Genomic DNA, 23,577 nt, shown 5'->3' on the forward strand with positions numbered 1-23,577 from the left:
TCCACGGACGAGGACACCATGCACGACGACCCCACTGCAGTCGACCTGCGGCGCGCGATGCGCCGCGGCCTCGAGCTCGCGGCCGAGGGTCCCGCCTGGGGGCCGAACCCGCGCGTCGGCTGCGTGATCCTCGACCCCTCCGGACGCGTCCTCGCCGAGGGCCGCCACCGCGGCGCCGGCAGCGCGCACGCCGAGGTCGACGCGCTGCGGCAGCTGCCCGCCGGGGCCGCCCGCGGGTCCACGGCCGTCGTCACGCTCGAGCCCTGCAACCACACGGGGCGGACGGGGCCCTGCGCCCGGGCGCTCGTCGAGGCGGGCGTGGCGCGCGTCGCCTACGCCGTGGCCGACCCGGGCGCCGCGTCGTCCGGCGGCGCCGCTCGGCTGCGCGCCGCCGGCGTCGAGGTCGTGCCCGACGTGCTCGCCACGGAGGCCGGGGAGTTCCTCCGCGTCTGGCTGGGGTCCGCCCGGCTCGGCCGCCCCTTCGTCACCGCGAAGTGGGCCTCCAGCCTCGACGGGCGCATCGCCGCCGCGGACGGCACCAGCCGCTGGATCACCGGCCCCGCCGCCCGCGAGGACGTGCACCGGCGCCGCGCCGAGGCCGACGCCATCCTCGTGGGCACCGGCACCGTCCTCGCCGACGATCCCGCGCTCACCGCCCGCCGGCCCGACGGGACCCCCTACCCGCACCAGCCCGCGCGCCCGTCGTGCTCGGCGACCGCGCCGTCCCCGACGACGCGGCCGTGCACCGGCACCCGCGCCGCCTCGTCCGGATCGCCGGCCACGACCCCGCCGCGGCCATCGCGGAGCTCGGCCGCCGAGGGATCCGGCACGTCTTCGTGGAGGGCGGTCGCACGATCGTCTCCGCCCTCGTCGCCGCCGGGCTCGTGGACGAGGTGGTCGCCTACCTCGCGCCCGTGCTCCTCGGCGGCCCCCGCACCGCGACCGGCGACCTCGGCGTGCCGAGCGTGCCGGCCGCCCAGCCGACTCACCCTCATCAGCACGACACGGCTCGGGGACGACCTCCTCGCGACCGCGCGACCCACCACGGAAGGCCAGTGATGTTCGCCGGGATCATCGAGGAGCGCGGACGCGTCCTCGCGCTCGACGCCGAGGGCGACTCCGCCCGGATCACGGTGGAGGCGCCGCTCGCGGTGTCCGACGCCCGGCACGGCGACTCCATCAGCGTCGACGGCGTCTGCCTCACGGTCGTCGCGCAGACGCCGGAGGGCTTCACCGCCGACGTCATGCGGCAGACGCTCATGATGAGCTCGCTCGGGCGGCTCGCCGTCGGCGGGCACGTCAACCTCGAGCGCGCCGCGCGCGTCGGCGACCGGCTCGGCGGCCACATCGTCCAGGGCCACGTCGACGGCACGGGCCGCCTCCTCGCGACCACCCCCGGCGAGGCCTGGCGGATCCTCCGGTTCTCGCTGCCGGCCGACCTGTCGCCGCTCGTCGTCGACCGCGGTTCCATCACGGTCCAGGGCGTGAGCCTCACCGTCAGCGCGGTCAGCCCGACCGACACGGCCGACGCCGACGCCTGGTTCGAGGTGTCGCTCATCCCCGAGACGCTCACGGCGACGACGCTCGGTGCCCTGGAGGTCGGCGACGAGGTCAACCTCGAGACCGACGTGCTCGCCCGCCACGTGCAGCGCATGCTCGCGCTCGACGCGCGCGGCCGCGACGACCGCGGCCGCGACGACCTCGCCCGCGACGACCGCGCGGGGGTCCGCTCGTGAGCCTCGCCGGCATCCCCGCCGCCCTCCAGGAGCTGCGCGCGGGCCGCCCGGTGATCGTCGTCGACGACGAGGGCCGCGAGAACGAGGGCGACGTGCTGCTCGCCGCCGAGTCCGCCTCGCCCGAGTGGGTGGCGTGGCTCGTGAGGCACTCCTCCGGCTTCATCTGCGCACCCATGACGAACGAGATCGCCGACCGGCTGGAGCTGCCGCTCATGGTGGCCGACAACCGCGACCCGCGCGGCACCGCGTACACGGTGTCCGTGGACGCGGCCGACCGGCTCTCCACGGGCATCAGCGCCTCCGACCGCGCGCACACCCTCCGCGTGCTGGCGGACCTCGAGAGCGTGCCCGCGAGCCTGCACCGGCCGGGCCACATCCTGCCGCTGCGGGCGGTGGAGGGCGGCGTGCGCGAGCGCGACGGCCACACCGAGGCGGCGGTCGACCTCCTCACGCTCGCGGGCCTCACGCCCGTCGGCGCGATCAGCGAGATCGTGCAGGACGACGGCGAGATGATGCGACTGCCCGGGCTCCTCGCCCTCGGCGAGGCGGAGGGCGTGCTGGTCGTCACCATCGAGGCGCTGAAGGCCCACCTGGAGGAGTTCCACTGCGACCGGGCGCTCGAGCCGGCGGTGGAGATCCCCGAGGCGTCGCGCGTCATCTTCGAGGTCGAGACGACCGTCCCGACCACGCACGGCACCTTCCGGCTGCGGGCGTACCGCGACCGCACCACGGGCGCCGACCACGTCGCCGTCGTGTCGGGCGACCCGAGCGCGCACGGCACGCTCGTGCGCGTGCACTCCGAGTGCCTGACGGGCGAGGCCCTCGGGTCCCTCAAGTGCGAGTGCGGGCCGCAGCTCGACGCGGCGCTCGACGAGATCCAGGAGGCCGGCGGAGTGGTCGTGTACCTGCGCGGGCACGAGGGGCGCGGGATCGGACTCGTCAACAAGCTGCGCGCGTACCGGCTGCAGGAGGACGGGTTCGACACGCTCGACGCCAACATCGCCCTCGGGCTGCCCGCGGACGCCCGCGACTACGGCGCGGCGTCGGCGATCCTGCAGGACATGGGGATCGAGGACGTTCGACTGCTCACCAACAACCCCGAGAAGGTCCGGCAGCTCGAGGCCCACGGCGTGCGGGTGACGGAGCGCGTGCCGCTCGTCGTCGGCGTCACCGCCGCGAACGCCGGGTACCTCGCCACCAAGCGCGACCGGATGGGGCACCGCCTGACCCTCGCCGAGGAGCCGGCGGCCGTCGTCGTCGACACGGACATGCGCATCGGATCCGACGCCTACCCGGACGCGCAGGCGCCCGACGGGCTCACGACCACCACCGCCACCACCACCGCGACCGCGACCGGCCCCGCCGGCGCACGACCCGCCGCGCCCGCGGCCCCCGAGGAGGAGACCGCATGAGCGGACACGGAGCACCCGAGATCGACCCCGACGCGCTCGACGGATCGGGGCTGGCCGTCACGGTCGTCGCCGGCCGCTGGCATGACGAGATCAGCGCGGGCCTCCTCGCGGGCGCGCGACGCGTCCTCGACGCGGCCGGCGTCACCACCACCGTCATCCGCGTGCCCGGCAGCTTCGAGCTGCCCGTGGTCGCGCGGGCGGCGCTCGACGCGGGAGCGGACGCGGTCGTCGCGCTCGGCGTGATCATCCGCGGGGGCACGCCGCACTTCGAGTACGTCTCGGACGCGGCGACGTCGGGCCTCACGCAGGCGTCGCTGCTCACGGGCAAGCCGATCGGCTTCGGCCTCCTCACCCTCGACGACGAGCAGCAGGGCCTCGACCGCGCGGGGCTCCCCGGCTCGAAGGAGGACAAGGGCGCCGAGGCGGCCGAGGCGGCGGTCACGACCGCCCTGCTCCTGCGCGGCATCCGCGGCTGACGCCGGGCACGAGCCGCGTCGCTCGGCTCGTCGGCCCGCGTGGCGCTTTTGATATCGAGAACGGGTATCAGTAGGGTCGTCAGCAGCGCCCCCGGATCGTCCGGCCCCGGGCGCCCGTGGACGGAGGCCCGGCGCATCCCGCCCTCGACGTCCGCTCCCTGTCGGTCTCCCTCGACGGCACCGCCCTCGTGCACGACGTCGACCTCCGCATCGACCCCGGCGAGCGCGTGGCGCTGGTCGGGGCGTCCGGATCCGGGAAGTCGCTCACCGCGCAGGCCGTGCTCGGGACCCTGCCGCCCGGCGCTCGGGTGCGCGGCGCCGTCGCGCTCGGCGGCCGGGCGCTCCGCCCGTCCGCGCCGCGGCAGCGCCTCGGCCGCGTCGCCGCCGTGCAGCAGGACTCCCTCGCGGCGCTGAACCCGCTCGCGACGGTCGGCGCCCAGCTCGTGGCGGCGGTCCGCGCCGCCCGCGCCCGCGGATCCGCCGCCGACGCCGGGCTCCTCACCCGCCGCGACGCGCGACGCGAGGTGGCGGCGCTCCTCGCGGAGGTGGGCATCGAGGATCCCGACGGCGTCCTCCCGGCCTTCGCCGCCGAGCTCTCGGGCGGCCAGCGCCAGCGGGTGTGCCTCGCGCTCGCGCTCCTCTGCCGGGCCGACCTGCTGCTCGCCGACGAGCCCACGACCGCGCTCGACGTCGTGACGCAGGCGCGCGTCGTCGACGTGATCCGGCGCCGCCTGGACGCCACCGGCCAGGCCCTCCTGTTCATCACCCACGACCTCGCGGTGGCCGCCGCGCTGTGCGACCGGGTCGTCGTGCTCGAGGCCGGCCGCGTGGTCGAGGCCGGGTCGATGCGCGGGCTCGTCCGTCGGCCGCGCCACGCCTACAGCCGGGCCCTCGTCCAGGCGGCCACGCGGCGCGCGCTCGCGGGGGGCGGCGCCGCGGACGGGGCCCACGCGTCCGCGTCGGCCCCGCTCGCCGCGGTGGCCGCCCCGTGACGGGCGCCCGTCGCGACGCGTCCGCCCCGACCCCGGTCGGCACGCGCGTCCTGGCCGGCCCCGGGACGGGCGCGCTGACCGCCACCGGCGTCACGCACCGGTACCCGCCCCGCCGCGACCCGGCCGCACGCCGCGCCGCCCGCGCGACCCGGTCGTCCGGCGCCTCCCATCTCCGTGGTCCCGCGCCCGCGCTCGACGAGGTGTCCTTCCGCGTCGTGCCCGGCGAGACCGTCGGCATCGTGGGGCGCTCGGGGTCCGGGAAGTCGACGCTCCTCCGCGTGCTCCTCGCCCTCGAGACGCCCGCCGCGGGCGTCGTCTCACTCGGCGACCGCGCCGTGGTCCCCGGCCGCGCGTCGGCCCTCCGCTGGTACCGGCGTCGGGTGCAGCTGGTGCCGCAGGACCCGGGCGCGAGCCTCGAGCCGCGGATGACCGTGCGGCAGCTCGTCCGCGAGCCGCTCCGTCGGCTCGACGTGCCCGGCGACCACGCGCGCATCGTCGCCCGCGCGCTCGACGACGTGGGCCTCGCCGCCTCCCTGGCCGACCGGCGGCCCGGCGAGCTGTCCGGCGGGCAGGCGCAGCGCGTGGCCCTCGCCCGGGCCATCGCGGCATCCCCCGGGATCCTCCTCGCCGACGAGCCCGTGAGCGGGGTCGACCTCCCGCTGCGGGACCGCATCATCGAGCTGCTCGACGGCCTCGTGCGCGACCGCGGCCTCGGGCTGGTGCTCGTCTCCCACGACCTCGACGCCGTCGCGCGGCTGTGCGGCCGGAGCGTCGTGCTCGCGGGCGGGCGCATCGTGGAGGAGGGGCCGACCGACCGCCTCCTCGCGCACCCTGCGCATCCGGCCACGCGCGAGCTCGCCGACGCCGTCCCGAGGCTGCCGGGAGCCGTCACCGCATGACCGCGCCCGATCCCGCCCGCGTCGCGGGCCCCGCCGCCGTGCCGCCGGGCCGCCTCCCGCGGTCGGCCGGTCCGCCCTCGACCGTCCCCGCCGGCCTGCTCCTCTCCAGCCAGCTCGCGTTCAACCTCGGCTTCTACGCGGTCGTCCCGTTCCTCGCCGTCGTGATGCGCGACGACCTGGGGCTCGGTGCGCTCGCCATCGGCCTCGTGCTCAGGCGCCCGCACCTTCAGCCAGCAGGGCCTGTTCCTCCTCGGCGGGATGCTCGCCGACCGCTTCGGCCCCCGCACCCTCATCGCGGCCGGATGCGCGGTGCGGGTCGCCGGGTACCTGGGCCTCGCGCTCGCCGCGGACCTGCCCGGCTTCCTCGTCGGCGCCGTCCTCACGGGCATGGGCGGCGCGCTGTTCAGCCCGGCCCTGCAGAGCCTCGTCGCGGCGGCCGACGTCCGCGGACGCCCCACCCGGGGCCGCGGCCGGCCGTCGCTGTTCGCGGCGCTCGTGCTGGTCGGCGAGGTCGGCGCGGCCGTGGGCCCGCTCGTCGGCGCGGCGCTGCTGGGCTTCGGGTTCTCCGCGACCGTCCTCGTCGGCGCGGGGCTCTTCGGGGTCGTCGGGGTGGTGCTGTGGTGCCTGATCCCGGCGGGTGCCGACGTACCGGCCGGCCGGACCGGCTCGGCCGCGGCACCGGCACTGCGCGGATCCCCCGCTCCCCGCCCCGCCGCCGACCGCTGGGCCGCGGTCCGCGACCGCCGCCTCCTGGCCTTCTCCAGCCTGTTCGCCGTCGACCTCGTGGCCTACAACCAGCTCTACCTCGGGCTGCCGCTGGAGCTCGAGCGGGCGGGAGCGGGCATGGCCGGCATCGGATCCGCGTTCCTGGTCGTCTCGCTCCTCACGATCGCGCTGCAGTGGCCGGTCGCCCTCGTGGCACGTCGCCTCGGGCCCGGCCGGGCGCTCGCCACCGGGTTCGCCCTGACGGCCGCGGGCTTCGTCGCGCTGGCCCTCTCCTCGGTCGTACCGCTGCCGGCAGGCGCCGAGCTCGCGCCGGCGGCCGTGCTCGTGGTGTGCCTGACGCTCGGCCACATGACCGTGGGCCCCGTGGCCATGGAGCTCGTGCCGGCGTTCGCCGCGGGTCGGCCCACCGCGTCCTCGTACGGGCTGCTCGCCAGCTGCGGCGGGGTCGCCGTGCTCGTGGCCGGCGGGGTGGTCGGATCCCTGCTGGATGCCGCCCCCGTCCTCGCCTGGGGGATCCTCGCCGCGGCCGCCGTCGCCGCCGCCGCGGGCCTGCCCCGCCTGCTGCCCGTCGCCGCGGCCGCCCCCGCCGCTCCCGCTCCCGCCGCTCCCGCTCCCGCTCCCGCCGCGGCTCCTGCTGCTGCCTCGCCTGCCTCCGCCACCGCATGCGCGGCTCCCGCTCCCGCGACGGGCGCCGGCGCTCCCCCGACCACCCCCCGAGATGCCCCGCGCATCCCCGCCGATGCCCTGCGCATCCCCGCCGAAGGACACCATGCCCGCTAGCCGCCCCCGCTCCTCCCGTCCCGCCCGCCCCCGCGGATCGGCCCGTTCCGCCCGCCCGGACCGCCCGGCCCGCTCCGCCGCGCTGGCCGCCCTCGCCCTCGCGTCGACGCTCGCCCTCAGCGGCTGCTTCGCCGCGAGCCCGGGCACCACGGCGGCGTCGGCGGACGGCGACGGCCGCATCCGCCTCGCGATGCTGCAGCCGCCCCGGTCCGGCCTCACGCCCCTCAGCGACGACGCCTTCAAGCTGGCCCGCTGGAGCACGGCCGAGACCCTCGTGACCCTCGACGACCTGGGCGACGCGCAGCCGCTCCTCGCCACCGGCTGGACGCGGACCGACGACCTGACCTGGTCCTTCGACGTCCGGCCCGACGTCCCCTTCCACGACGGCACGACCCTCACGGCCGCGCAGGCCGCCGCCTCGCTGACGACCGCCGCCACGGCGAGCCCGAAGCCGCGGATCCTCGACGGCGTGGACCTCACGGCGACCGCGGACGGCGACCGCGTCGTGGTCCGCACGGCGACCCCCGACCCGCTCGTGCCGCAGCGGCTCTCGAGCCCCCAGCTCGCGATCCTCGCGGCCTCGGCCTACGCCGCCGACGGGACCGTCTCGCCCGTCGGCACCGGCACCGGTCCCTTCCGGCTGACCGCGGTCGACGGCACGTCGTCCGCCACCCTCGACCGGTTCGACGGGTACTGGGGCGGCCGGGCCGCCGCCGCCGGCATCGACGTGCGCTTCGTCCCCGACGGCACCGCCCGCGCGGCCGCGCTCCGCACCGGGACGGCCGACGTGGTCGAGGCGATCCCCGTCGGGCAGGCCGCCCAGGTCGACCCGGAGCTCCTCCACGAGGTCGCGATGCCGCGCACGAACACGCTGTACCTGAACACCCGCACGGGCCCGTTCGCCGACCCCGCCGTCCGCGCCGCCGCGCAGGCCGCCGTCGACCGCGCCGCCCTCGTCCAGGGCGTCTACGAGGGGCGCGCCGACGCCGCCGAGGGGCTCCTCGGCCCGGCGCTCCCCTGGGCCGCCGACCTCCGCGACGACTCCTCCTACCGGGACGCGGTGGCCGCCCGCGCCACGCCCGCGCAGGTCGACGGCGTCCCCATCACGCTCGGCACCTTCACCGACCGGGCCGAGCTCCCCGAGGTCGCCGTGCAGCTCGAGCAGCAGCTCGAGGCGGCCGGCTTCCAGGTGACCCAGGACGTGCGCGAGTACCAGTACATCGAGGCCGACGCCCTGGCCGGCCGGTTCGACGCGTTCATCCTGTCGCGCGCCACGGTGCTCGACTCGGGCGACCCCGCCGCCTACCTCTTCAGCGACTTCGCCTGCGCGGGCTCGTTCAACATCTCGCAGGAGTGCGACCCGGCCGTCGACGAGGCCCTCGCCACCGCCTCCGCGCTCCCGGCCGGACCCGACCGCCGCGCGGCGATCATGCGCGTGGAGGCGCTCGTCCTGGCCGACGACGCCGCGGTGCCGCTGCTGCACGAGCGCGTGATCCAGGGCGAGGCCCCCGGGGTGTCGGGTGCCGTGCGGGATCCACGCGAGCGCGCGCTCATCACGGTCGACACGCGCGTCGACGGTTGATGGGCGGCGCGCGCGACGGGCTCGTCGTCGGGGCGTCCCGGGTCGTCGCGATCGGCGGGGTCGTCGCGCTCGTCGGCGCCCTGCCGTGGCTGTCCGGACGCTCGCCCGAGTACACGATCCTCCGCGCGCGCTACGCCGACCTCGAGGCGACCCCGGAGGCGCTCGCCTCGGTGCGCGCCGAGCTCGGGCTCGACCGCGGGCCGCTGGCGGTCTCCCTCGACTGGCTGGCGGGCGTCGTCCGCGGCGACCTCGGCACGTCGTGGATATCGGGTCGCCCGGTGCTGCCCGGCACCCTCGACGCGCTCGGCGTCTCGCTCACGCTCATGGCGTTCGCGGTGGCCGTCGCGCTCGCGGTCGCGGCGCTCCTCTGCGTGCCCGCGCTGGTCGACGCGGCGCGCGGCCGCCGCAGCCGGCGGATCCGGCGCCCTCGCCGCCGCCCTCACGGCCCTGCCCGAGTTCCTCCTGGCGACCGCGCTCCTCGTGGTGGTCGCCGTCGGGCTGCGCTGGGCGCCGCCCTCCGGCTGGGACGGGCCCGCGAACGCCGTGCTGCCGGCCCTCGCCCTCGGCATCCCCGGGGGCGGGCTGGTGGGCCGCCTGCTCGTCGACGCCATCCAGGCCGCGTCGGCGGAGCGCTGGGTCGCCACGTGGGCCATGGCCGGGCTGCCGCGCACGCGCACGGTCCTCGCGGTGCTGCGCCGCGCGCTGCCCTCCGTGCTCGGGCAGGTCGGGCTGGTGCTCGTGGGCCTCACGGGCGGCGCGGTGGCGGTCGAGCAGGTGTTCGCGATCCCCGGGATCGGCCGCGCGACCCTCGGCGCGGCGAGCAGCCAGGACGTCCCGGCGCTCCAGGCGGGCGTGCTCGCGCTCCTCGTGGTCGCGGTCGCCGCGGGTGCCCTGGCGGGGCTCCTCCGCCGGGCGCTCCTCGGCCCGGCGCTCCGCCTCGGCTCCCTGCCCGTGCCCGACGCGCGCGTCCCCGCCCGCCGCCGCGACGCCGTGGTGCCCGCCGTCGCCGCCGGCCTGCTCGGGCTCATCGTGGTCGCCGGGCTCGCGCGGGATCCCTTCGCCACCGCGTCCGGCCGCCTCGCCCCGCCCTCGTGGGCGCTCCCCTTCGGCGCCGACGCGAGCGGCCGCGACCTCCTCGGCCGCGTCGGCCACGGCGCCGTCACGACGCTGGGCACCGCGCTGGCCGTGGTGCTCGTCTGCTGCGTCGTCGGCCTCGCGCTCGGGCTGCTGCCGGACGCCGCCGTCGGGCCCGTCGAGGTCGCGAACGCCGCTCCGCCGATCCTCGCGGGCATCGTGGTCTCCGCCATCCAGGGACCCTCGACGGCGGGCGCCGCGATCGCCGTGGCCGCCGTGAGCTGGGCGCCGCTCGCGGCCCACGCGGGCGCGCTCATGCAGGAGGCCCGGGCCCAGCCGCACGTGCGGATCCTGCCGGTGCTGGGCGTCGGCCGCGCGCGCATCCTCCTCGGCCACCTCCTCCCCGCGGTGGTCGGCCCGGTCGTGCGGAACGCGATGCTGCGGCTGCCGGGCGTCGCCCTCACGCTCGCGGCGCTCGGCTTCCTCGGCCTCGGCAGCGCCCGGCCGACGCCCGAGTGGGGCCTGATCCTCAGCGAGGGCATCGCCTACGCGGAGCGCGCCCCGTGGGCGGTCGCCGCGCCCGCCCTCGCCCTCGTGCTCGCCGCGGTGCTCGCGGTGTCGCTGTCGTCGCACGACCTCACGGGCCTCGTCCGTCGACGCCGGACCGCGCCGATCCGGCCCCCGGACGCCGTCCCGGTCGGCGCCCGCGCCCGAACGCAGTCCTAGGGATCGGACAGCCGGGACGGCCTGCCGCAACCCCCGCCCCCGGATTCCCAGCCGACTCCCCGCGGGGCGTAGGCTCATGACGGCCATCACGAGTGGCCCCCTCGACTCCGCCGCATCCGGCGCCCGCGCCCGACCGGCGCGCCCGCCCCTCCGCGCGCCCCTGCCGCTCACGCCGCATCAGCCGAAAGCCGTCTCCCGCACCATGTCCTCCACCCGCGCGGCCAGCGCCGCCGCCTCGTCCACCGCCACCCCGCCCGCCGGCAACTCGCGCTCGCGCGTCATCATCGCGAGCCTCATCGGCACGTCGATCGAGTTCTACGACTTCTACGTCTACGCGACCGCGGCGGTGCTCGTCTTCCCCGCGCTCTTCTTCGCGAACGACGACCCGACGGTCGCGCAGCTCGCCTCCTTCGCCGTCTTCGGCGTCGCGTTCATCGCCCGCCCGATCGGGTCGATCCTCTTCGGCCACTTCGGCGACCGCGTGGGCCGCAAGGGCACGCTCGTCGCGTCGCTGCTCACCATGGGCATCGCGACCGTGCTGATCGGCTGCCTGCCGACCGCGCTCACGCCCGGATGGGAGGTCGCGGCCCCCGCCCTCCTCGTGGTCATGCGCTTCGGCCAGGGCCTCGGCCTCGGGGGCGAGTGGAGCGGCGCCGCGCTCCTCGCGACCGAGAACGCCCCCGTCGGCAAGCGCGCCATCTACGGCACGTTCCCGCAGCTCGGGGCGCCCATCGGCTTCATCGTCGCCAACGGCGTGTTCCTCGCGCTGAGCCTCGGCCTCTCGCCGGAGCAGTTCCAGGCGTGGGGCTGGCGCGTGCCGTTCCTCGCGAGCGCCGTGCTGGTGATCGTCGGCCTCTACGTGCGCCTGAAGCTCATCGAGACGCCCGCCTTCCAGAAGGTCGTCGACTCCGGCGAGGTCGCGAAGCTGCCCGTCGCGCGCGTGTTCGTGACGAGCTGGCGCCCGCTGATCCTCGGCACGTTCATCATGCTGGCGACCTACACGCTCTTCTACCTGATGACCACGTTCACGCTCACGTACGGCACCACCGCCCGTGACGCCGCCACCGCCGAGGCGGCCGCGACCGCCGCCGGCAAGCCGTTCAACCCGGACACGTTCGCGGCGGGCCTCGGATACGCGCGGAACGACTTCCTGCTGATGCTCATCGTCGGCGTCGTCTTCTTCGGCATCTTCACGATGGTCTCCGGCCCGCTCGCGGAGAAGCACGGCCGACGCAAGATGCTCATCGCGACCACCGTCGGGATCCTCGTCTTCGGGCTGCTCTTCGTCCCGCTGTTCTCGGCCGGCTTCGTCGGCACCATGGCGCTGCTCATCATCGGGTTCACCCTGATGGGCCTCACCTTCGGCCCCATGGGCGCGGTGCTGCCGGAGCTCTTCCCGACCAACGTCCGCTACACGGGATCCGCGATCAGCTACAACGTCGCCAGCATCCTGGGCGCCGCGGTCGCGCCGTTCATCGCGGTGGCCCTCTGGCAGCTGCTCGACGGCAACGTGCTCCTCGTCGGCGTGTACCTGAGCGCGATGGCGGCGATCACGCTGGTCGCGCTCATCATCAGCCGCGAGACCCGCGACGCGGACTACGCGGGCAACGTCAGCTGACCCGCCCGCACGACCCGCCGGGCCGCCCGTCGCACTGCGACGGGCGGCCCTCCGCGTCCCCGGCGCCCCCGGGGTCGACCGGTCCGCGCGGCGCCGCTATCGTCGCATCCATGCAGCCGTCCGCCTCCCCTCGCATCGTCGCGGTCGCGCGCGACGACGCCCACCGGTTCTCCAAGCCCGTCCGCCCGTCCATCACGCTCCTCGCCGGCCTCGGCGTGGAGGGCGACGCGCACCTCGGCACCACCGTCCAGCACCTGTCGCGGAAGCGCCGGGACCCGGACGCCCCGAACCTCCGCCAGGTGCACCTCGTCCACGCCGAGCTGCACGCGGAGCTCGCGGAGCAGGGCTTCGACATCGGCCCCGGCGACCTCGGCGAGAACGTGACCACGTCCGGCGTCCCGCTCCTCGACCTGCCGACGGGGACGCGCCTGCACCTGGGCGACGCGGCCGTGGTGGAGATCACGGGCCTCCGGAACCCCTGCAGCCAGATCGACGGCCTCGCGAAGGGCGCCATGAAGGCCGTCCTCGGCCGCGACGCCGACGGGAACGTCGTGCGGAAGTCCGGCGTCATGGGCGTCGTGATCACGGGCGGCGAGGTCCGCCCCGACGACGCCGTCCGCGTCGAGCTGCCCGCGGGCGCCCACGAGGCGCTGCAGCCCGTCTGAGCGCGGGACCGCTAGGTGCGCTCGCGGTGGTCACCGGGGTGCGCCGACGGACCCGCGTCCGCCGCCGCCCGACCGCCCGCGTCCGCCGCGGGGACGCGGTCCGCCCCGTCCGCCTGCGCGCGACGCGCCCGCCGACGCCGGATCCCGCCGCGCACGACCAGCAGGAGGAACGCGGCGCCGAGGACGATCGCGCCGATCGCGCACACGACGACGAGCACGCGATCGCCCTCGGTCCGCACCTCGGTGCCGCGAGCGACCTGCCACAGCAGGTACGCCGCGAACCCGGCGAAGCCGCTGAGCGCAGCCTCGGCCTGCTCGCGGAACGTGGCGGGCGCGCGGAGGGTCATGCCCCACCCTCCCATGTCGACGCGTGTTGTGCGGGGGTGCGCCACCGCACCGGCGCGGGGCTCAGCCGTCCGCCGGCTGCGCACCCTGCCGCTGCACCACGACCGCGGCGGCGTCCGCGGCCCGGCCCATCGCGGCGGCCCGGTCGGCACCGCCGGCGAGCGCGGCCGCGAGCGCGCCGCAGAACGCGTCGCCGGCCCCCGTCGTGTCGACGACCCGGTCGACACGCGACGCGGGCACCTCGACGTCGCCCCAAATCGCGCCCTCGGCGCCGAGCGTGACGAGCAGCGATGCGGGAGCGGGGGTGCCCGACGCGCGGAGGAGCCCGGCCTCGTGCTCGTTGACCACGACGGGATCCGCGAGGACGAGCACATCGTCGGGCAGCTGCGCGAAGGGCGCGAGGTTCAGGACGACGCGCGCACCCGCGGCGTGCGCGCGCCGGACGCCCTCCGCCACCGTGTCGAGGGGCAGCTCCAGCGAGGCCAGCATCACGTCACCGCTGCCGAGCGCGTCGAGGGGATCCAGGTGGTCGCCCGTCACTCGCGCGTTGGCGCCGGGCGCGACGATGATCGTGTTCTCGCCGTCGTCGGCGACCGCGATGACGGCGAGGCCCGTCGTGGAGCCCGCGACGGCGACGAGCCCGGCGACGTCGATGCCGCGCCCCGCGAGCCGCGCACGGTAGGCGGATCCGTCCGCGTCGTCGCCCACGGCGCCCACCATCGCGACGGTCGCGCCGTCATCCGCGGCGGCCGCGGCGACGGCCTGGTTCGCGCCCTTGCCGCCCCACAGCCGTTCCGGATCGGAGCCGATGAGCGTCTCCCCCGGCTGCGGGTGCCGGGGGACGCGGACCACCTGGTCGACGTTGAGCGATCCGAGCACCACGACGCGGCCCATGGGCACCTGCCTCCCCCCGGCACGATGCCGGCCGCGCCCGGGTGGCGCTCCCCGCCAGGGTACCGAGGACCCGAGGGCGACCCCGACCCGGTCGCGGTCGGGTCGGGCCGGGCGATGCACGTCAGCCGAAGGAGTCGACGTCGTCGAAGACCCGTCGCTCCGTCGCGCCCCACGGGGTGACGGCGGTCCCCACGCCGAACAGCCCGTCGTACGACGTGGAGATGACGCCGGTCTGGGTCCCCCGGGCCGCCGCCGTCGACACGTGGATCAGGGGACCGCCTGACATCCCGCCCTCGGCAGCGCACCCGACCATCGCCAGCCGTCCGTCGCCCGTGGGGTAGGCCGGCCCGACGCATGTCGAGAGGGGCTTGGACACGAGGTTGGACGGGGAGCCGGGGTACCCGAGGGTCAGGTAGTGCAGGCCCGCCTTGGCGAGGCCGAAGTCCGGGGTGAGCGCCTTCACGGCATCCGCGAGGAGCGGGCCGGACGGCCGCTTGAGCATTCGGACGAAGGCCGCATCGTGGCCGGCGTCCCCCCGGGAGCGCCAGGCGTCGGGCACCTGGTACTCGTCCCCGCCCCACGTGCCGTACGGGCGGTTGGCGCCGTCCCACCCGGGTGTGAAGGCGATGCGCGTCGCGGACTCGCCGCCGCGCAACAGGCAGTGGCCGGCGGTGGCCACCATGAGACCGGAGCCGGAGCGGATCGCCGACGCGGTGCACGACTTCTCCTGCCCGCCGCGGAGGAACGTGAGGATCCCGATGCTGGACTGGGCGCCCAGCCTGCCTGGAGCGCTGTGCACCAGCTCCGCGTCCGCCACGGGAGCGGTGCGCCCTGCGGTGACCCCGCCGTCGTCGGGGACGGCGGCGCGGATGCGCTCGGGCGTCCAGTACGCCACCGCGTCGTCCGCGTCCTGGTGGATGGACGACGGGGCCGCGGGCTGCGCGTCCGGGCGCGCGTGCGCCTCGGCCGCGACGGGGACGCCGGCCGCCCCGCCGCACCCGACGGCGAGCGCGACCGCGGCTCCCACGGCCGCCCGCAGGACGCGTCCGCGACGCCCGCGCCCGGGATCCGGCGCGCCTCCGTCCCCCGGGTGCCGTCGGTCGGACAGGGCGCGTGCGTGCATGGTGCTCCTCGCGGTCGTGGGACCCGCCGGGCGGGGTCGCCCGAGCGGTGCGGCCACGACGATCCCCGGAATCACGCTTCCCCCGCCGCCCACCTCCACAGGCTCGGGTCGCGGAGCGGGGCGATCGCGCCTCAGTCGAGGAAGAGGACCCGCAGCCGCCGCGTCGTGAAGACCAGGCCGATCGCCGTCATCACCGCGAAGTAGAGGACGTGCCCGACGACCGCGATCGAGAGCGCACCGGTCGTGAAGCCGCGCACCAGCTCCACGGCGTGCCAGAGCGGCAGCGCCTGGATCACGGTCTGGATCCACGGCGGGTAGACCGACAGCGGGTAGAAGGTCGCGGAGAACAGGAACATCGGCAGCAGGATGAAGTTGATCCAGTCCATCTGCTGGAACGTCCTCATGTAGCTCGTGACGGCCATGCCGAAGCTCGCGAAGGCGAGGGCGACGAGCACGACCGACGGCAGCGCGAGGATCGCCCACCACGACAGGTTGAGGCCGAGCACCTGCATCACGATGAGGAAGCCCGACGAGTACACGACGCCGCGGAGCAGCGCCAGCGAGATCTCCCCGAACGCCACGTCCAGGGGGCCGAGCGAGGTCGCGAGCATGCCCTGGTACAGCTTGGAGTGGTTCATCTTGAAGAAGACGTTCCAGGTGGAGTCGTACACGGCCCCGTTCATGGCCGAGACGGCGAGGAGCGCGGGCGCGATGTACGCGGCGTACGGCACGGGCTGCCCGGTGCTCGTCGTCACGTCCCCGACGAGCGAGCCGAGCCCGATCCCCATCGCGAGCAGGTAGAACACGGGCTCGAAGAAGCCGGAGACGACGACGGTCCAGTTGGTGCTGCGGGTCGCGAGGAGCCCCCGCGACAGGACGGAGCGCGCGTTGCCGGCGTACAGCGCGCTGGTCCCGCGGCGGCGGACGGGCGGGGCCGACGGCGGAGGGGCGGACGGCGCGCCCGTGGTCGGAGCGGTCACCTGCGGAGCCTCCTCGTCGTGATCCGCCGGGCCAGCGACCACCCGACGACCAGCCACAGCAGCAGGTACGCGACGTGCGCGACCGTGAGCCAGAGCGGCTCGTCGAGCCCGTAGGTCGCCACGCGGCCGAGCTCGGTGCCGTGCCAGAGCGGGGACACCCACCCGACCCACTGCAGCCAGACGGGCAGCTGCGTGAGCGGGAAGAACGTGCCCGAGAAGAGCGACAGCGGCGTGATGACGAAGCGCAGCACCATCGCGATCTGGCCCGTGTCCTGCTCGAGGGTGGCGACGTAGGCCATGATCACGACGCCGATGGCCATGCCCGTGAGGAGCGCGGCGCCGATCGCGAGGAAGCCCGTGCCGAGGGGCACGGCGCCGAACAGCAGCATGAAGGCGAAGTACGCGATCGCCGTCGGGGCCATGCGGATGGCGACGCCGATCACCTGCCCGTCCACGATCTGGGCGGGCGTCAGCGGGGATGCGTTCATCGCCTGGAAGACCGGGTTCCACTTGAAGGCGCCGAGGATCGGGTAGGTGAACTCCTCGCTCGCGACCGTCATGGCGCTCGTGGCGAGGAGCGCGGGCGCCACGAAGACGAGGAAGCTGATCCCGAGCGCCTGGTTCGCGCCGGTCCCCTGGTCGACCACGGTGGCCAGCCCCACGCCGAGCGCGTAGAGGTACACGTAGGGGCTCGCGATGCCGGTCGCGATGACCGTGCCGGCGTAGGCGCGGATCCCGAGCAGCCGGTGCTCGGCCGCGTACCAGGCCCCGTGGCGGCGGGGACGGACGCCGGCCGCGAGGGCGCGGTCGCGGGCGGTGGCGGTGGAGCGCGGGGTGCGCGGGGCGTCGACGCTCATTCGACGAGGCTGCGGCCGGTGAGCCGGAGGAAGACGTCCTCCAGGCTGGAGCGGCGGACGAGGGTCGTGATCGGCTCCAGGCCCCGCTCGAGGATGCGGCGGAGCACGGCCTCCCCGTCGGAGGCGTAGACGAGCACGCGGTCGGGCAGGACCTCGACGCGGTCGCCGAACCCGGCGATCTCGCGCGACGCCTCCTCGTTGCGGTCGGAGCCGAAGCGCACCTCGAGCACCTCGCGGCTCGAGTGGTCGCGGATGAGGGACGCGGGCGAGCCCTCGGCCATGATCCGGCCCTCGTCGACCACGATGATCCGGTCGCACAGCTGCTCGGCCTCGTCCATGTAGTGCGTGGTGAGCACGAGCGTGGTGCCCTGCTCCTTGAGCCGGAACAGGCGGTCCCAGAGGATGTGCCGGGCCTGCGGATCGAGGCCCGTCGTCGGCTCGTCGAGCAGGAGGATCCGCGGATCGCTGATGAGGGCCCGCGCGATGGTGAGACGGCGCTTCATGCCGCCGGAGAGGTCGTCGGCCTTGGCGCCCGCGCGGTCGCTCAGCTGCGCGAACTCGAGGAGCTCGTCGGCGCGCGCCGCGACCTGCTTGCGCGGCAGCCCGAAGTAGCGGCCGTAGACGATGAGGTTGTCGCGTGCCCGGAGCTCGAGGTCGAGGTTGTCAGCCTGGGGCACGACGCCGAGCTGCGACCGGATCTCCGGCCCGTGCGTGTCGGGGTCGAGCCCGAGGATGTCGAGCGTCCCGCCCGTCCGCGAGGAGACCGCGCCGATCATGCGCATGGTGGTGGACTTGCCGGCGCCGTTCGGGCCGAGGAGGCCGAAGGACTCGCCGGGCGCGACCTCGAAGGAGAGTCCGTCGACGGCGACGTGGTCGCCGTACCTCTTCACGAGGCGGTCGGCGGTGATGACGGGAGTGGGCACGGGACCTCAGCCTAGGGAGCCGCGGGCGGATCGACCACGGTTCCGGACGCGGGGATCCGGGCGGGTCCCAGCTGAGGTCCCCCGGCCGACGCCCCGCGCGCGGCGGACGCCCGGCGTGCGGCGCGTAGAGTCGCAGGGCGGATCACGGCACGCCGGCACCGCTGCACGCAGCAGCGACGTCCGCGCCCCGTCCCCGCGGGGTCCTGCCCCGACCGCCCGCGACGCCGTCCGCGCCGCCGCACGACGCCGACCGACGAGCCCGGGAGCACCCCATGACCGAAGCCACCACCGCCCCGCGCGCCCGGTCCCGCAACCCGTTCGCCCGCCGCGACTCGGCCGACGACGGCCCCCGCGCCCGCTTCTCGGAGCTGCTCCCCTACATCCTCGAGCAGCGCGGACTCATGGCCTTCGTCATCGTGCTCAGCGTCCTCGGCGCGGCCGCGAGCCTCGGCCAGCCCCTGCTCGTGCAGCGCGTGGTCGGCGTCGTGCAGGACGGCGGCGCGCTCGGCGCGCTGGTCTGGGCGCTCGTCGGCCTCGTGGTCGTCTCCGGCCTCCTCTCCGGCTACCAGCACTACCTGCTGCAGCGGATGGGCGAGGGCATCGTCCTCTCGTCGCGACGCACCCTCGTCCGGCGCATCCTGCGCCTCCCCATCTCCGAGTTCGACACGCGGCGCACCGGCGACCTCGTCTCCCGCGTCGGATCCGACACCACGCTCCTCCGCGCCGTGCTCACGCAGGGCCTCGTGGAGGCGATCGGCGGCGCGGTCACCTTCCTCGGCGCCGTCATCGCGATGCTGATCATCGACCCGGTGCTCCTCGGCCTCACCGTGCTGGTCGTCGCCGTGTCCGTGGTCGCCGTCGTGGGGCTCTCCGGCCGCATCCGCGTGGCCAGCCAGCGCGCGCAGCGGAAGGTCGGCGACCTCGCCGCGAGCGTGGAGCGGGCCATCGGCGCGATCCGCACCGTCCGCGCCAGCAACGCCACCGACCGCGAGATCCGCACCATCGAGGCCGACGCCGAGGGCGCCTGGGAGATGGGCATCAAGGTCGCGAAGGCGTCCGCCGTGGTGGTGCCGATCGCGGGCATCGCGCTGCAGGCGTCGTTCCTCGTGGTGGTCGGCGTGGGCGGCTTCCGCGTCGCGTCGGGCGCCATCGGCGTCGGCGACCTGGTGGCCTTCATCCTGTTCCTCTTCCTCATGATCATGCCGCTCGGCCAGGCGTTCGGCGCCGTCACCGCGGTCAACCAGGCGCTCGGGGCGCTCGGCCGCATCCAGGAGATCGTGAAGCTGCCGGGCGAGACCGACGGCGACGAGGCCCTCGCCGGCCGCCTGCGCGACGACGGCCCGAGCGCCGACGACCGCACGGACGCGCCCGCCTTCGAGCTGGTGGACGTGCGCTTCGCCTACCCGGTCCCGGCGCCGGCGGATCGGGCCGAGGCGGATGCGGGCGATGGCGCGGGCGAGTCCCTCCGTCATGCGGAGCCGGCGACGGACTCCGCCCCGGGCGCCGACCGCACGGGCGGCGGCGTGCTCCAGGGCGTCAGCTTCCGTGCCGACCGGGGCACCCGGATCGCCCTCGTCGGTCCCTCGGGCGCGGGCAAGAGCACCATCCTCGCCCTCATCGAGCGCTTCTACGACCCGACCTCCGGCATCGTGCGCATCGGCGGCCGCGACATCCGCACCCTCGACCGCGAGGAGCTCCGCCGCCAGATCGGCTACGTCGAGCAGGACGCGCCCGTGCTCGCCGGCACCCTGCGCGAGAACCTCACCCTCACCGCGTTCGACGCCACCGACGAGGACTGCGTCCAGGTGCTCCACGCGGTGAACCTCACCGAGGTGCTCGCGCGCAACGAGCTCGGGCTCGACGCCCCCGTGGGCGAGGACGGCATCATGCTCTCCGGCGGCGAGCGCCAGCGTCTCGCCATCGCGCGCACGCTGCTGTCGGCGCCCCCGATCCTCCTGCTCGACGAGTCCACCTCGAGCCTCGACGGCCTCAACGAGCAGCTGCTCCGCAAGGCCATCGACGCGGTGGCCGAGCACCGCACACTCATCGTCATCGCGCACCGCCTGTCGACCGTCGTCGACAGCGACCTCATCGTGGTCGTCGAGAAGGGTCGCGTCGTCGGCACGGGCACGCACGCCGAGCTCGTCGTCTCGACGCCGCTCTACCGCGACCTCGCGAAGCACCAGCTCCTGGTCTAGCGCGCGGCGCTCGCAGGCCGGTCGCCGACGCCCCTCCCCCGGAGACGGGCTGGGCCGGGCTCAGCCGACCGCAGGCGGGGTCGCGGGCTCCGGCGCGGTGATCCGCATCTCCCGCGCCGCGAGGAACAGCGGCAGGGCCACCGCGAACGCCACGAGCGGGACGAGGAGCAGGTAGACCCAGACGCGCCGCATCCGGAGCCGCCGCCCCTCCGCGACGATGAACGCCACGCTCGCGACGGCCGCTATCAGCAGGTCCCACGACAGCGACGACACGGCGGGGCCGCCCGCGGACAGGTCGGCGAGGAAGTCGCGCCCGGACACGACGACCTGGATGTTGGCGGTCCACGTGAGGACGAGCCCCGCCAGCGCGAGGACGAGGTACACGACGGTCAGGGGCGTGGGACGCCGACGGGCGGGACGCGTGCGCATGGGGACCCCTTCTCGCGGATGCCGCCAGGCTAGGTGCCGGCGCGCGGGGCGGTCGTCGGGCGCGCCGTGCGTGGCGGAGGGGACCGCCGCCCGGGGCCTCAGCCGGCCGGCGCCGTGAGCGCGTACAGCGCCACCGCGCTGGCCGCGGCGACGTTGAGCGAGTCGATGCCGTGCGCCATGGGGATTCGCACGACGGTGTCGGCGGACCGGATCGCCTCCTCGGAGAGCCCCGGCCCCTCCGACCCGAGCACGATCGCGAGCCGCGCGTGCTCCGCGGCGGGGAAGTCGCGGAGGGAGACGGCGTCCGGCGTGAGCGCCAGCGCGGCCACGTGGAAGCCCGCGGCCGCGAGCGTCGCCCGCGTCTCCGGCCACTCCCCCGTGCGCGTCCACGGCACCTGGAGCACCGTGCCCATGCTCACGCGGATGGCCCGGCGGTACAGCGGGTCCGTGCACCGCGGCGTGACGAGCACGGCGTCGGCGCCGATCGCCCCGACGGAGCGGGAGATCGCCCCCACGTTGGTGGGGTCCACCACGTCCTCGAGCACCACGACCCGGCGGGCACCGGCGAGGAGCGACGCCACGGACGGCAGCGCGGGCCGGTCGAGCGACGCGACGACCCCGCGGTGGAGGACGTACCCGGTCAGCTCCGCCAGCAGCTCGCCCGGCCCCGTGAACACGGGCACGTCGCGGTCGCCGACCAGCGCGAGCGCCTCGTCGACCGTGCCGCCGAGCGCGAGCACCGACCGCGGGACGTGCCCGGCACGGAGCGCCCGCTCCAGCACGAGCGCGGACTCGGCCAGGTAGATCCCGTGCCCCGCTCCCGCGTCCTTGCGGAGCGCCACGTCGGTGCGGTGGCTGTAGTCGGCGAGCCGCGGATCCCGCAGGTCCTCGACCGGGACGACGTGCGCCACTACGCGGCGAACGGGTCGGGCGTCAGCGTGTACTTCGTGTTCAGGTACTCGTGGATGCCCTCGAGCCCGCCCTCCCGGCCGAGGCCGGACTGCTTGACGCCGCCGAAGGGCGCCGCCGCGTTCGAGACGACGCCCATGTTGAGCCCGGTCATGCCCGTCTCGAGCCGCTCGATCATCCGCTGGCCCCGGGCGAGGTCCCGGGTGAAGACGTACGAGACGAGCCCGAACTCGGTGTCGTTGGCGAGGCGCACGGCCTCGTCCTCGTCCCCGTCGGCGAACGGGACGACGGCCACCACCGGGCCGAAGATCTCCTCGCGGAGGATGTCGCTGCCCTCGGCGACGCCCGTGATGAGCGTCGGCGGGTAGAAGTGGCCGGCGCCCTCGCGGGGCTGCCCGCCTGCGCGGACGCGGGCGCCGCGCTCCACGGCATCGCGCACGAGGCGGTCGGCCTTCTCGACCGCCCGTCCGTCGATGAGCGGGCCGACCGTCACCCCCTCCTCGGTGCCGCGCCCGAGCCGCATGGCGCCGATGCGCTCCTGCAGGCGGTCCGCGAAGGCCTCGGCGACCGACGCCTCGACGATGAACCGGTTGGCGGCCGTGCACGCCTGACCGACGTTCCGGAACTTCGCCGCCATGGCGCCGTCGACGGCCCTGTCGAGGTCGGCGTCCGCGAACACCACGAACGGCGCGTTGCCGCCCAGCTCGAGCGAGACGCGGAGGACGTTCTCGGCCGCCTGCGCCCCGAGCCGGCGGCCGACGGGCGTGGAGCCGGTGAAGCTCAGCTTGCGCAGACGCGGGTCCGCGATGAGCGGCCCCGCGACCTCGGCGGCGGAGGTCGTGGGGATCACGTTGAGCACGCCCGCCGGCAGCCCCGCCTCGGCCAGGAGCTCGGCGAAGCGCAGCGTGGTGAGGGGCGTGAGGTCGGCCGGCTTGATGACCACGGTGCAGCCCGCGGCGAGCGCCGGCGCGATCTTGCGCGTGGCCATGGCGAGCGGGAAGTTCCACGGGGTGATGAGCAGGACGGGTCCGACGGGATGCTGCGACACGATCATGCGCCCGGTTCCCTCCGGGTTGGTGCCGTACCGGCCGGTGATGCGCACGGCCTCCTCCGAGAACCAGCGGAGGAACTCGCCGCCGTAGGCGACCTCGCCGAGCGACTCCGCGATCGGCTTGCCCATCTCCAGCGTCATGAGCAGCGCGAACTCGTCCCGGCGCTCCTGCAGCAGGTCGAACGCGCGACGGAGGATCTCCCCGCGGACGCGCGGCGCCGTCGCCGCCCAGCCCGCCGCGGCGTCGACCGCGGCGTCGAGGGCGCGGGCGCCGTCCGCCGGGCTCGCGTCGGCCACCCGGGCGATGACGTCGTCGGTGGCCGGGTCGCGGACGTCGAAGGCCGCTCCGCCCTCCGCGTCGACCCGCTCGCCGCCGATGAGCAGGGTGGTGGGCGTTCCCGACAGGAGGTCGGTCTCGGTGGATGCGCTCATGGTCTCCTCGCTTCTTCCGTGCTCGTGCTCGTGCCGGTGCTCGTGCGCCGGGTCGTGCTCGTCGTCGTCCGGGACGCCGTCGACGTCGTGGTGCGCCCGCCGCGGACGGGGGTCCGTCAGACGGCGGGGCCCTCGACGATCTCCGCGCCGGCATCGCGCAGGCGCTCCAGCGCGGCGGTGCTGGTAGCGGGGGCGACACCGGCGACCAGGTCGGCGAGAACCCGCACGCGCTTGCCCTGGTGGACGGCGTCCAGCGCCGAGGCGAGCACGCAGTAGTCGGTGGCGATGCCGACGACGTCCACGTCCGTGATGTCGTGGAGGACCAGGAGGTCGGCGAGCGGCACGCCGTCCTCCGTCGTCCCCTCGAAGATCGAGTACGCGGATGCGCCCTGGCCCTTGCGGAGGTGGAAGTCGACCGCGGTGACGTCGAGGTCGGGGTGGTACTCGGCACCCGGCGTGCCCTGCACGCAGTGCTCCGGCCAGGTGGTCGAGTAGTCGGGCACGGTGCCGGCCGGGGCGAAGTGCCCGCCGTTGTCCCCGGTCGCCTCGTGCCAGTCCCGGGACGCGAGGACATGGTCGTAGCGGTAGGGCTCAGCCGCGAGGAGCCGGGTGATGCCGCGCGCGACGTCGCCGCCTCCCGTGACGCCGAGCGCCCCGCCCTCGGTGAAGTCGTTCTGCACGTCGATGATGAACAGGGCCCTGCTCATGCGCCGCTCCTTCCCCGGGCCGTGCCCGGTGCCGTGGGTCCGC

20 protein-coding genes and 2 pseudogenes are annotated in these 23,577 nt (G+C 75.9%); 12 read left to right on the forward strand and 10 right to left on the reverse strand.

Annotated features, from left to right (window positions below):
* Nucleotides 1-18: 18 nt before the first annotated feature.
* The 11 genes and pseudogenes from ribD to ACZ411_RS13145 all read left to right on the forward strand — a co-directional run bounded on the left by ribD (nt 19) and on the right by ACZ411_RS13145 (nt 12,686).
* Nucleotides 19-1,059 (forward strand): annotated as a pseudogene (gene ribD / locus ACZ411_RS13095) (bifunctional diaminohydroxyphosphoribosylaminopyrimidine deaminase/5-amino-6-(5-phosphoribosylamino)uracil reductase RibD).
* A complete protein-coding gene (locus tag ACZ411_RS13100) occupies nt 1,059-1,736 on the forward strand; it encodes a riboflavin synthase (protein ID WP_464171172.1) in 678 nt (225 codons plus the stop codon). The pseudogene ribD and the gene ACZ411_RS13100 overlap by 1 nt, the downstream one beginning before the upstream one ends.
* Nucleotides 1,733-3,148, forward strand: coding sequence for a GTP cyclohydrolase II (gene ribA / locus ACZ411_RS13105; protein ID WP_464171173.1), 1,416 nt, complete (start codon nt 1,733-1,735; stop codon nt 3,146-3,148). The genes ACZ411_RS13100 and ribA overlap by 4 nt, the downstream gene beginning before the upstream one ends.
* Entirely contained in the window at nt 3,145-3,624 is a 480-nt protein-coding gene (ribH, locus tag ACZ411_RS13110; RefSeq protein WP_094115330.1) for a 6,7-dimethyl-8-ribityllumazine synthase, read from the forward strand. Before ribA ends, ribH begins: the two co-directional genes overlap by 4 nt.
* A gap of 116 nt (nt 3,625-3,740) precedes the next feature.
* Nucleotides 3,741-4,616 carry an ATP-binding cassette domain-containing protein gene (locus ACZ411_RS13115; RefSeq protein WP_464171174.1) on the forward strand — a complete coding sequence of 292 codons (876 nt, stop codon included), beginning with the start codon at nt 3,741-3,743 and terminating at the stop codon, nt 4,614-4,616.
* The gene (locus ACZ411_RS13120; RefSeq protein ID WP_464171175.1) at nt 4,613-5,515 is read left to right on the forward strand and encodes an ABC transporter ATP-binding protein; all 903 of its coding nucleotides are present in this window, start codon (nt 4,613-4,615) and stop codon (nt 5,513-5,515) included. Before ACZ411_RS13115 ends, ACZ411_RS13120 begins: the two co-directional genes overlap by 4 nt.
* A 186-nt stretch (nt 5,516-5,701) precedes the next feature.
* Nucleotides 5,702-7,021 carry an MFS transporter gene (locus ACZ411_RS13125; RefSeq protein ID WP_464171176.1) on the forward strand — a complete coding sequence of 440 codons (1,320 nt, stop codon included), beginning with the start codon at nt 5,702-5,704 and terminating at the stop codon, nt 7,019-7,021.
* The gene (locus ACZ411_RS13130) at nt 7,011-8,603 is read left to right on the forward strand and encodes an ABC transporter substrate-binding protein (protein ID WP_464171177.1); all 1,593 of its coding nucleotides are present in this window, start codon (nt 7,011-7,013) and stop codon (nt 8,601-8,603) included. The genes ACZ411_RS13125 and ACZ411_RS13130 overlap by 11 nt, the downstream gene beginning before the upstream one ends.
* Nucleotides 8,603-10,403, forward strand: a pseudogene (locus ACZ411_RS13135) (ABC transporter permease subunit). Before ACZ411_RS13130 ends, ACZ411_RS13135 begins: the two are co-directional and overlap by 1 nt.
* A 202-nt stretch (nt 10,404-10,605) precedes the next feature.
* Nucleotides 10,606-12,021, forward strand: coding sequence for an MFS transporter (locus tag ACZ411_RS13140; protein ID WP_464171178.1), 1,416 nt, complete (start codon nt 10,606-10,608; stop codon nt 12,019-12,021).
* Nucleotides 12,022-12,131: 110 nt separating this feature from the next.
* Nucleotides 12,132-12,686, forward strand: a complete 555-nt coding sequence (locus ACZ411_RS13145; RefSeq protein WP_094115326.1) for an MOSC domain-containing protein — start codon at nt 12,132-12,134, stop codon at nt 12,684-12,686.
* An 11-nt stretch (nt 12,687-12,697) separates the two neighbouring features.
* On the opposite strand, the gene ACZ411_RS13150 is transcribed toward ACZ411_RS13145, so the two are convergent.
* From ACZ411_RS13150 to ACZ411_RS13175, 6 genes are all read right to left on the reverse strand, one after another.
* The gene (locus tag ACZ411_RS13150; protein WP_464171179.1) at nt 12,698-13,033 is read right to left on the reverse strand and encodes a hypothetical protein; all 336 of its coding nucleotides are present in this window, start codon (nt 13,031-13,033) and stop codon (nt 12,698-12,700) included.
* 61 nt (nt 13,034-13,094) lie between these two features.
* On the reverse strand, nt 13,095-13,925 hold the full coding sequence (locus tag ACZ411_RS13155) for a PfkB family carbohydrate kinase (RefSeq protein WP_464171180.1): 831 nt from the start codon (nt 13,923-13,925) through the stop codon (nt 13,095-13,097).
* A gap of 121 nt (nt 13,926-14,046) precedes the next feature.
* The gene (locus ACZ411_RS13160) at nt 14,047-15,048 is read right to left on the reverse strand and encodes a trypsin-like serine peptidase (RefSeq protein WP_104344349.1); all 1,002 of its coding nucleotides are present in this window, start codon (nt 15,046-15,048) and stop codon (nt 14,047-14,049) included.
* Nucleotides 15,049-15,179: 131 nt separating this feature from the next.
* Nucleotides 15,180-15,950, reverse strand: coding sequence for an ABC transporter permease (locus ACZ411_RS13165; protein WP_094116929.1), 771 nt, complete (start codon nt 15,948-15,950; stop codon nt 15,180-15,182).
* A 74-nt stretch (nt 15,951-16,024) separates the two neighbouring features.
* Nucleotides 16,025-16,885, reverse strand: coding sequence for an ABC transporter permease (locus tag ACZ411_RS13170; protein WP_464171181.1), 861 nt, complete (start codon nt 16,883-16,885; stop codon nt 16,025-16,027).
* Nucleotides 16,882-17,808, reverse strand: a complete 927-nt coding sequence (locus ACZ411_RS13175; protein WP_464171182.1) for an ABC transporter ATP-binding protein — start codon at nt 17,806-17,808, stop codon at nt 16,882-16,884. Before ACZ411_RS13175 ends, ACZ411_RS13170 begins: the two co-directional genes overlap by 4 nt.
* Nucleotides 17,809-18,080: 272 nt before the next feature.
* On the opposite strand from ACZ411_RS13175, the gene ACZ411_RS13180 reads away from it, so the two are divergent.
* Nucleotides 18,081-20,006: an ABC transporter ATP-binding protein gene (locus tag ACZ411_RS13180; RefSeq protein ID WP_464171183.1), complete on the forward strand. Its 1,926-nt coding sequence runs from the start codon at nt 18,081-18,083 to the stop codon at nt 20,004-20,006.
* A 60-nt stretch (nt 20,007-20,066) separates the two neighbouring features.
* Here ACZ411_RS13180 and ACZ411_RS13185 read toward each other — a convergent pair whose 3' ends face one another.
* From ACZ411_RS13185 to ACZ411_RS13200, 4 genes are all read right to left on the reverse strand, one after another.
* Nucleotides 20,067-20,435 carry a DUF2834 domain-containing protein gene (locus ACZ411_RS13185; RefSeq protein ID WP_104344353.1) on the reverse strand — a complete coding sequence of 123 codons (369 nt, stop codon included), beginning with the start codon at nt 20,433-20,435 and terminating at the stop codon, nt 20,067-20,069.
* 98 nt (nt 20,436-20,533) lie between these two features.
* The gene (locus tag ACZ411_RS13190; RefSeq protein WP_464171184.1) at nt 20,534-21,346 is read right to left on the reverse strand and encodes a TrmH family RNA methyltransferase; all 813 of its coding nucleotides are present in this window, start codon (nt 21,344-21,346) and stop codon (nt 20,534-20,536) included.
* Nucleotides 21,346-22,827: an NAD-dependent succinate-semialdehyde dehydrogenase gene (locus tag ACZ411_RS13195; RefSeq protein ID WP_464171185.1), complete on the reverse strand. Its 1,482-nt coding sequence runs from the start codon at nt 22,825-22,827 to the stop codon at nt 21,346-21,348. The genes ACZ411_RS13190 and ACZ411_RS13195 overlap by 1 nt, the downstream gene beginning before the upstream one ends.
* A gap of 116 nt (nt 22,828-22,943) precedes the next feature.
* Nucleotides 22,944-23,534 carry an isochorismatase family protein gene (locus tag ACZ411_RS13200; protein WP_464171186.1) on the reverse strand — a complete coding sequence of 197 codons (591 nt, stop codon included), beginning with the start codon at nt 23,532-23,534 and terminating at the stop codon, nt 22,944-22,946.
* Nucleotides 23,535-23,577: the final 43 nt, after the last annotated feature.

This window comes from Clavibacter sp. AC415, assembly GCF_979252985.1.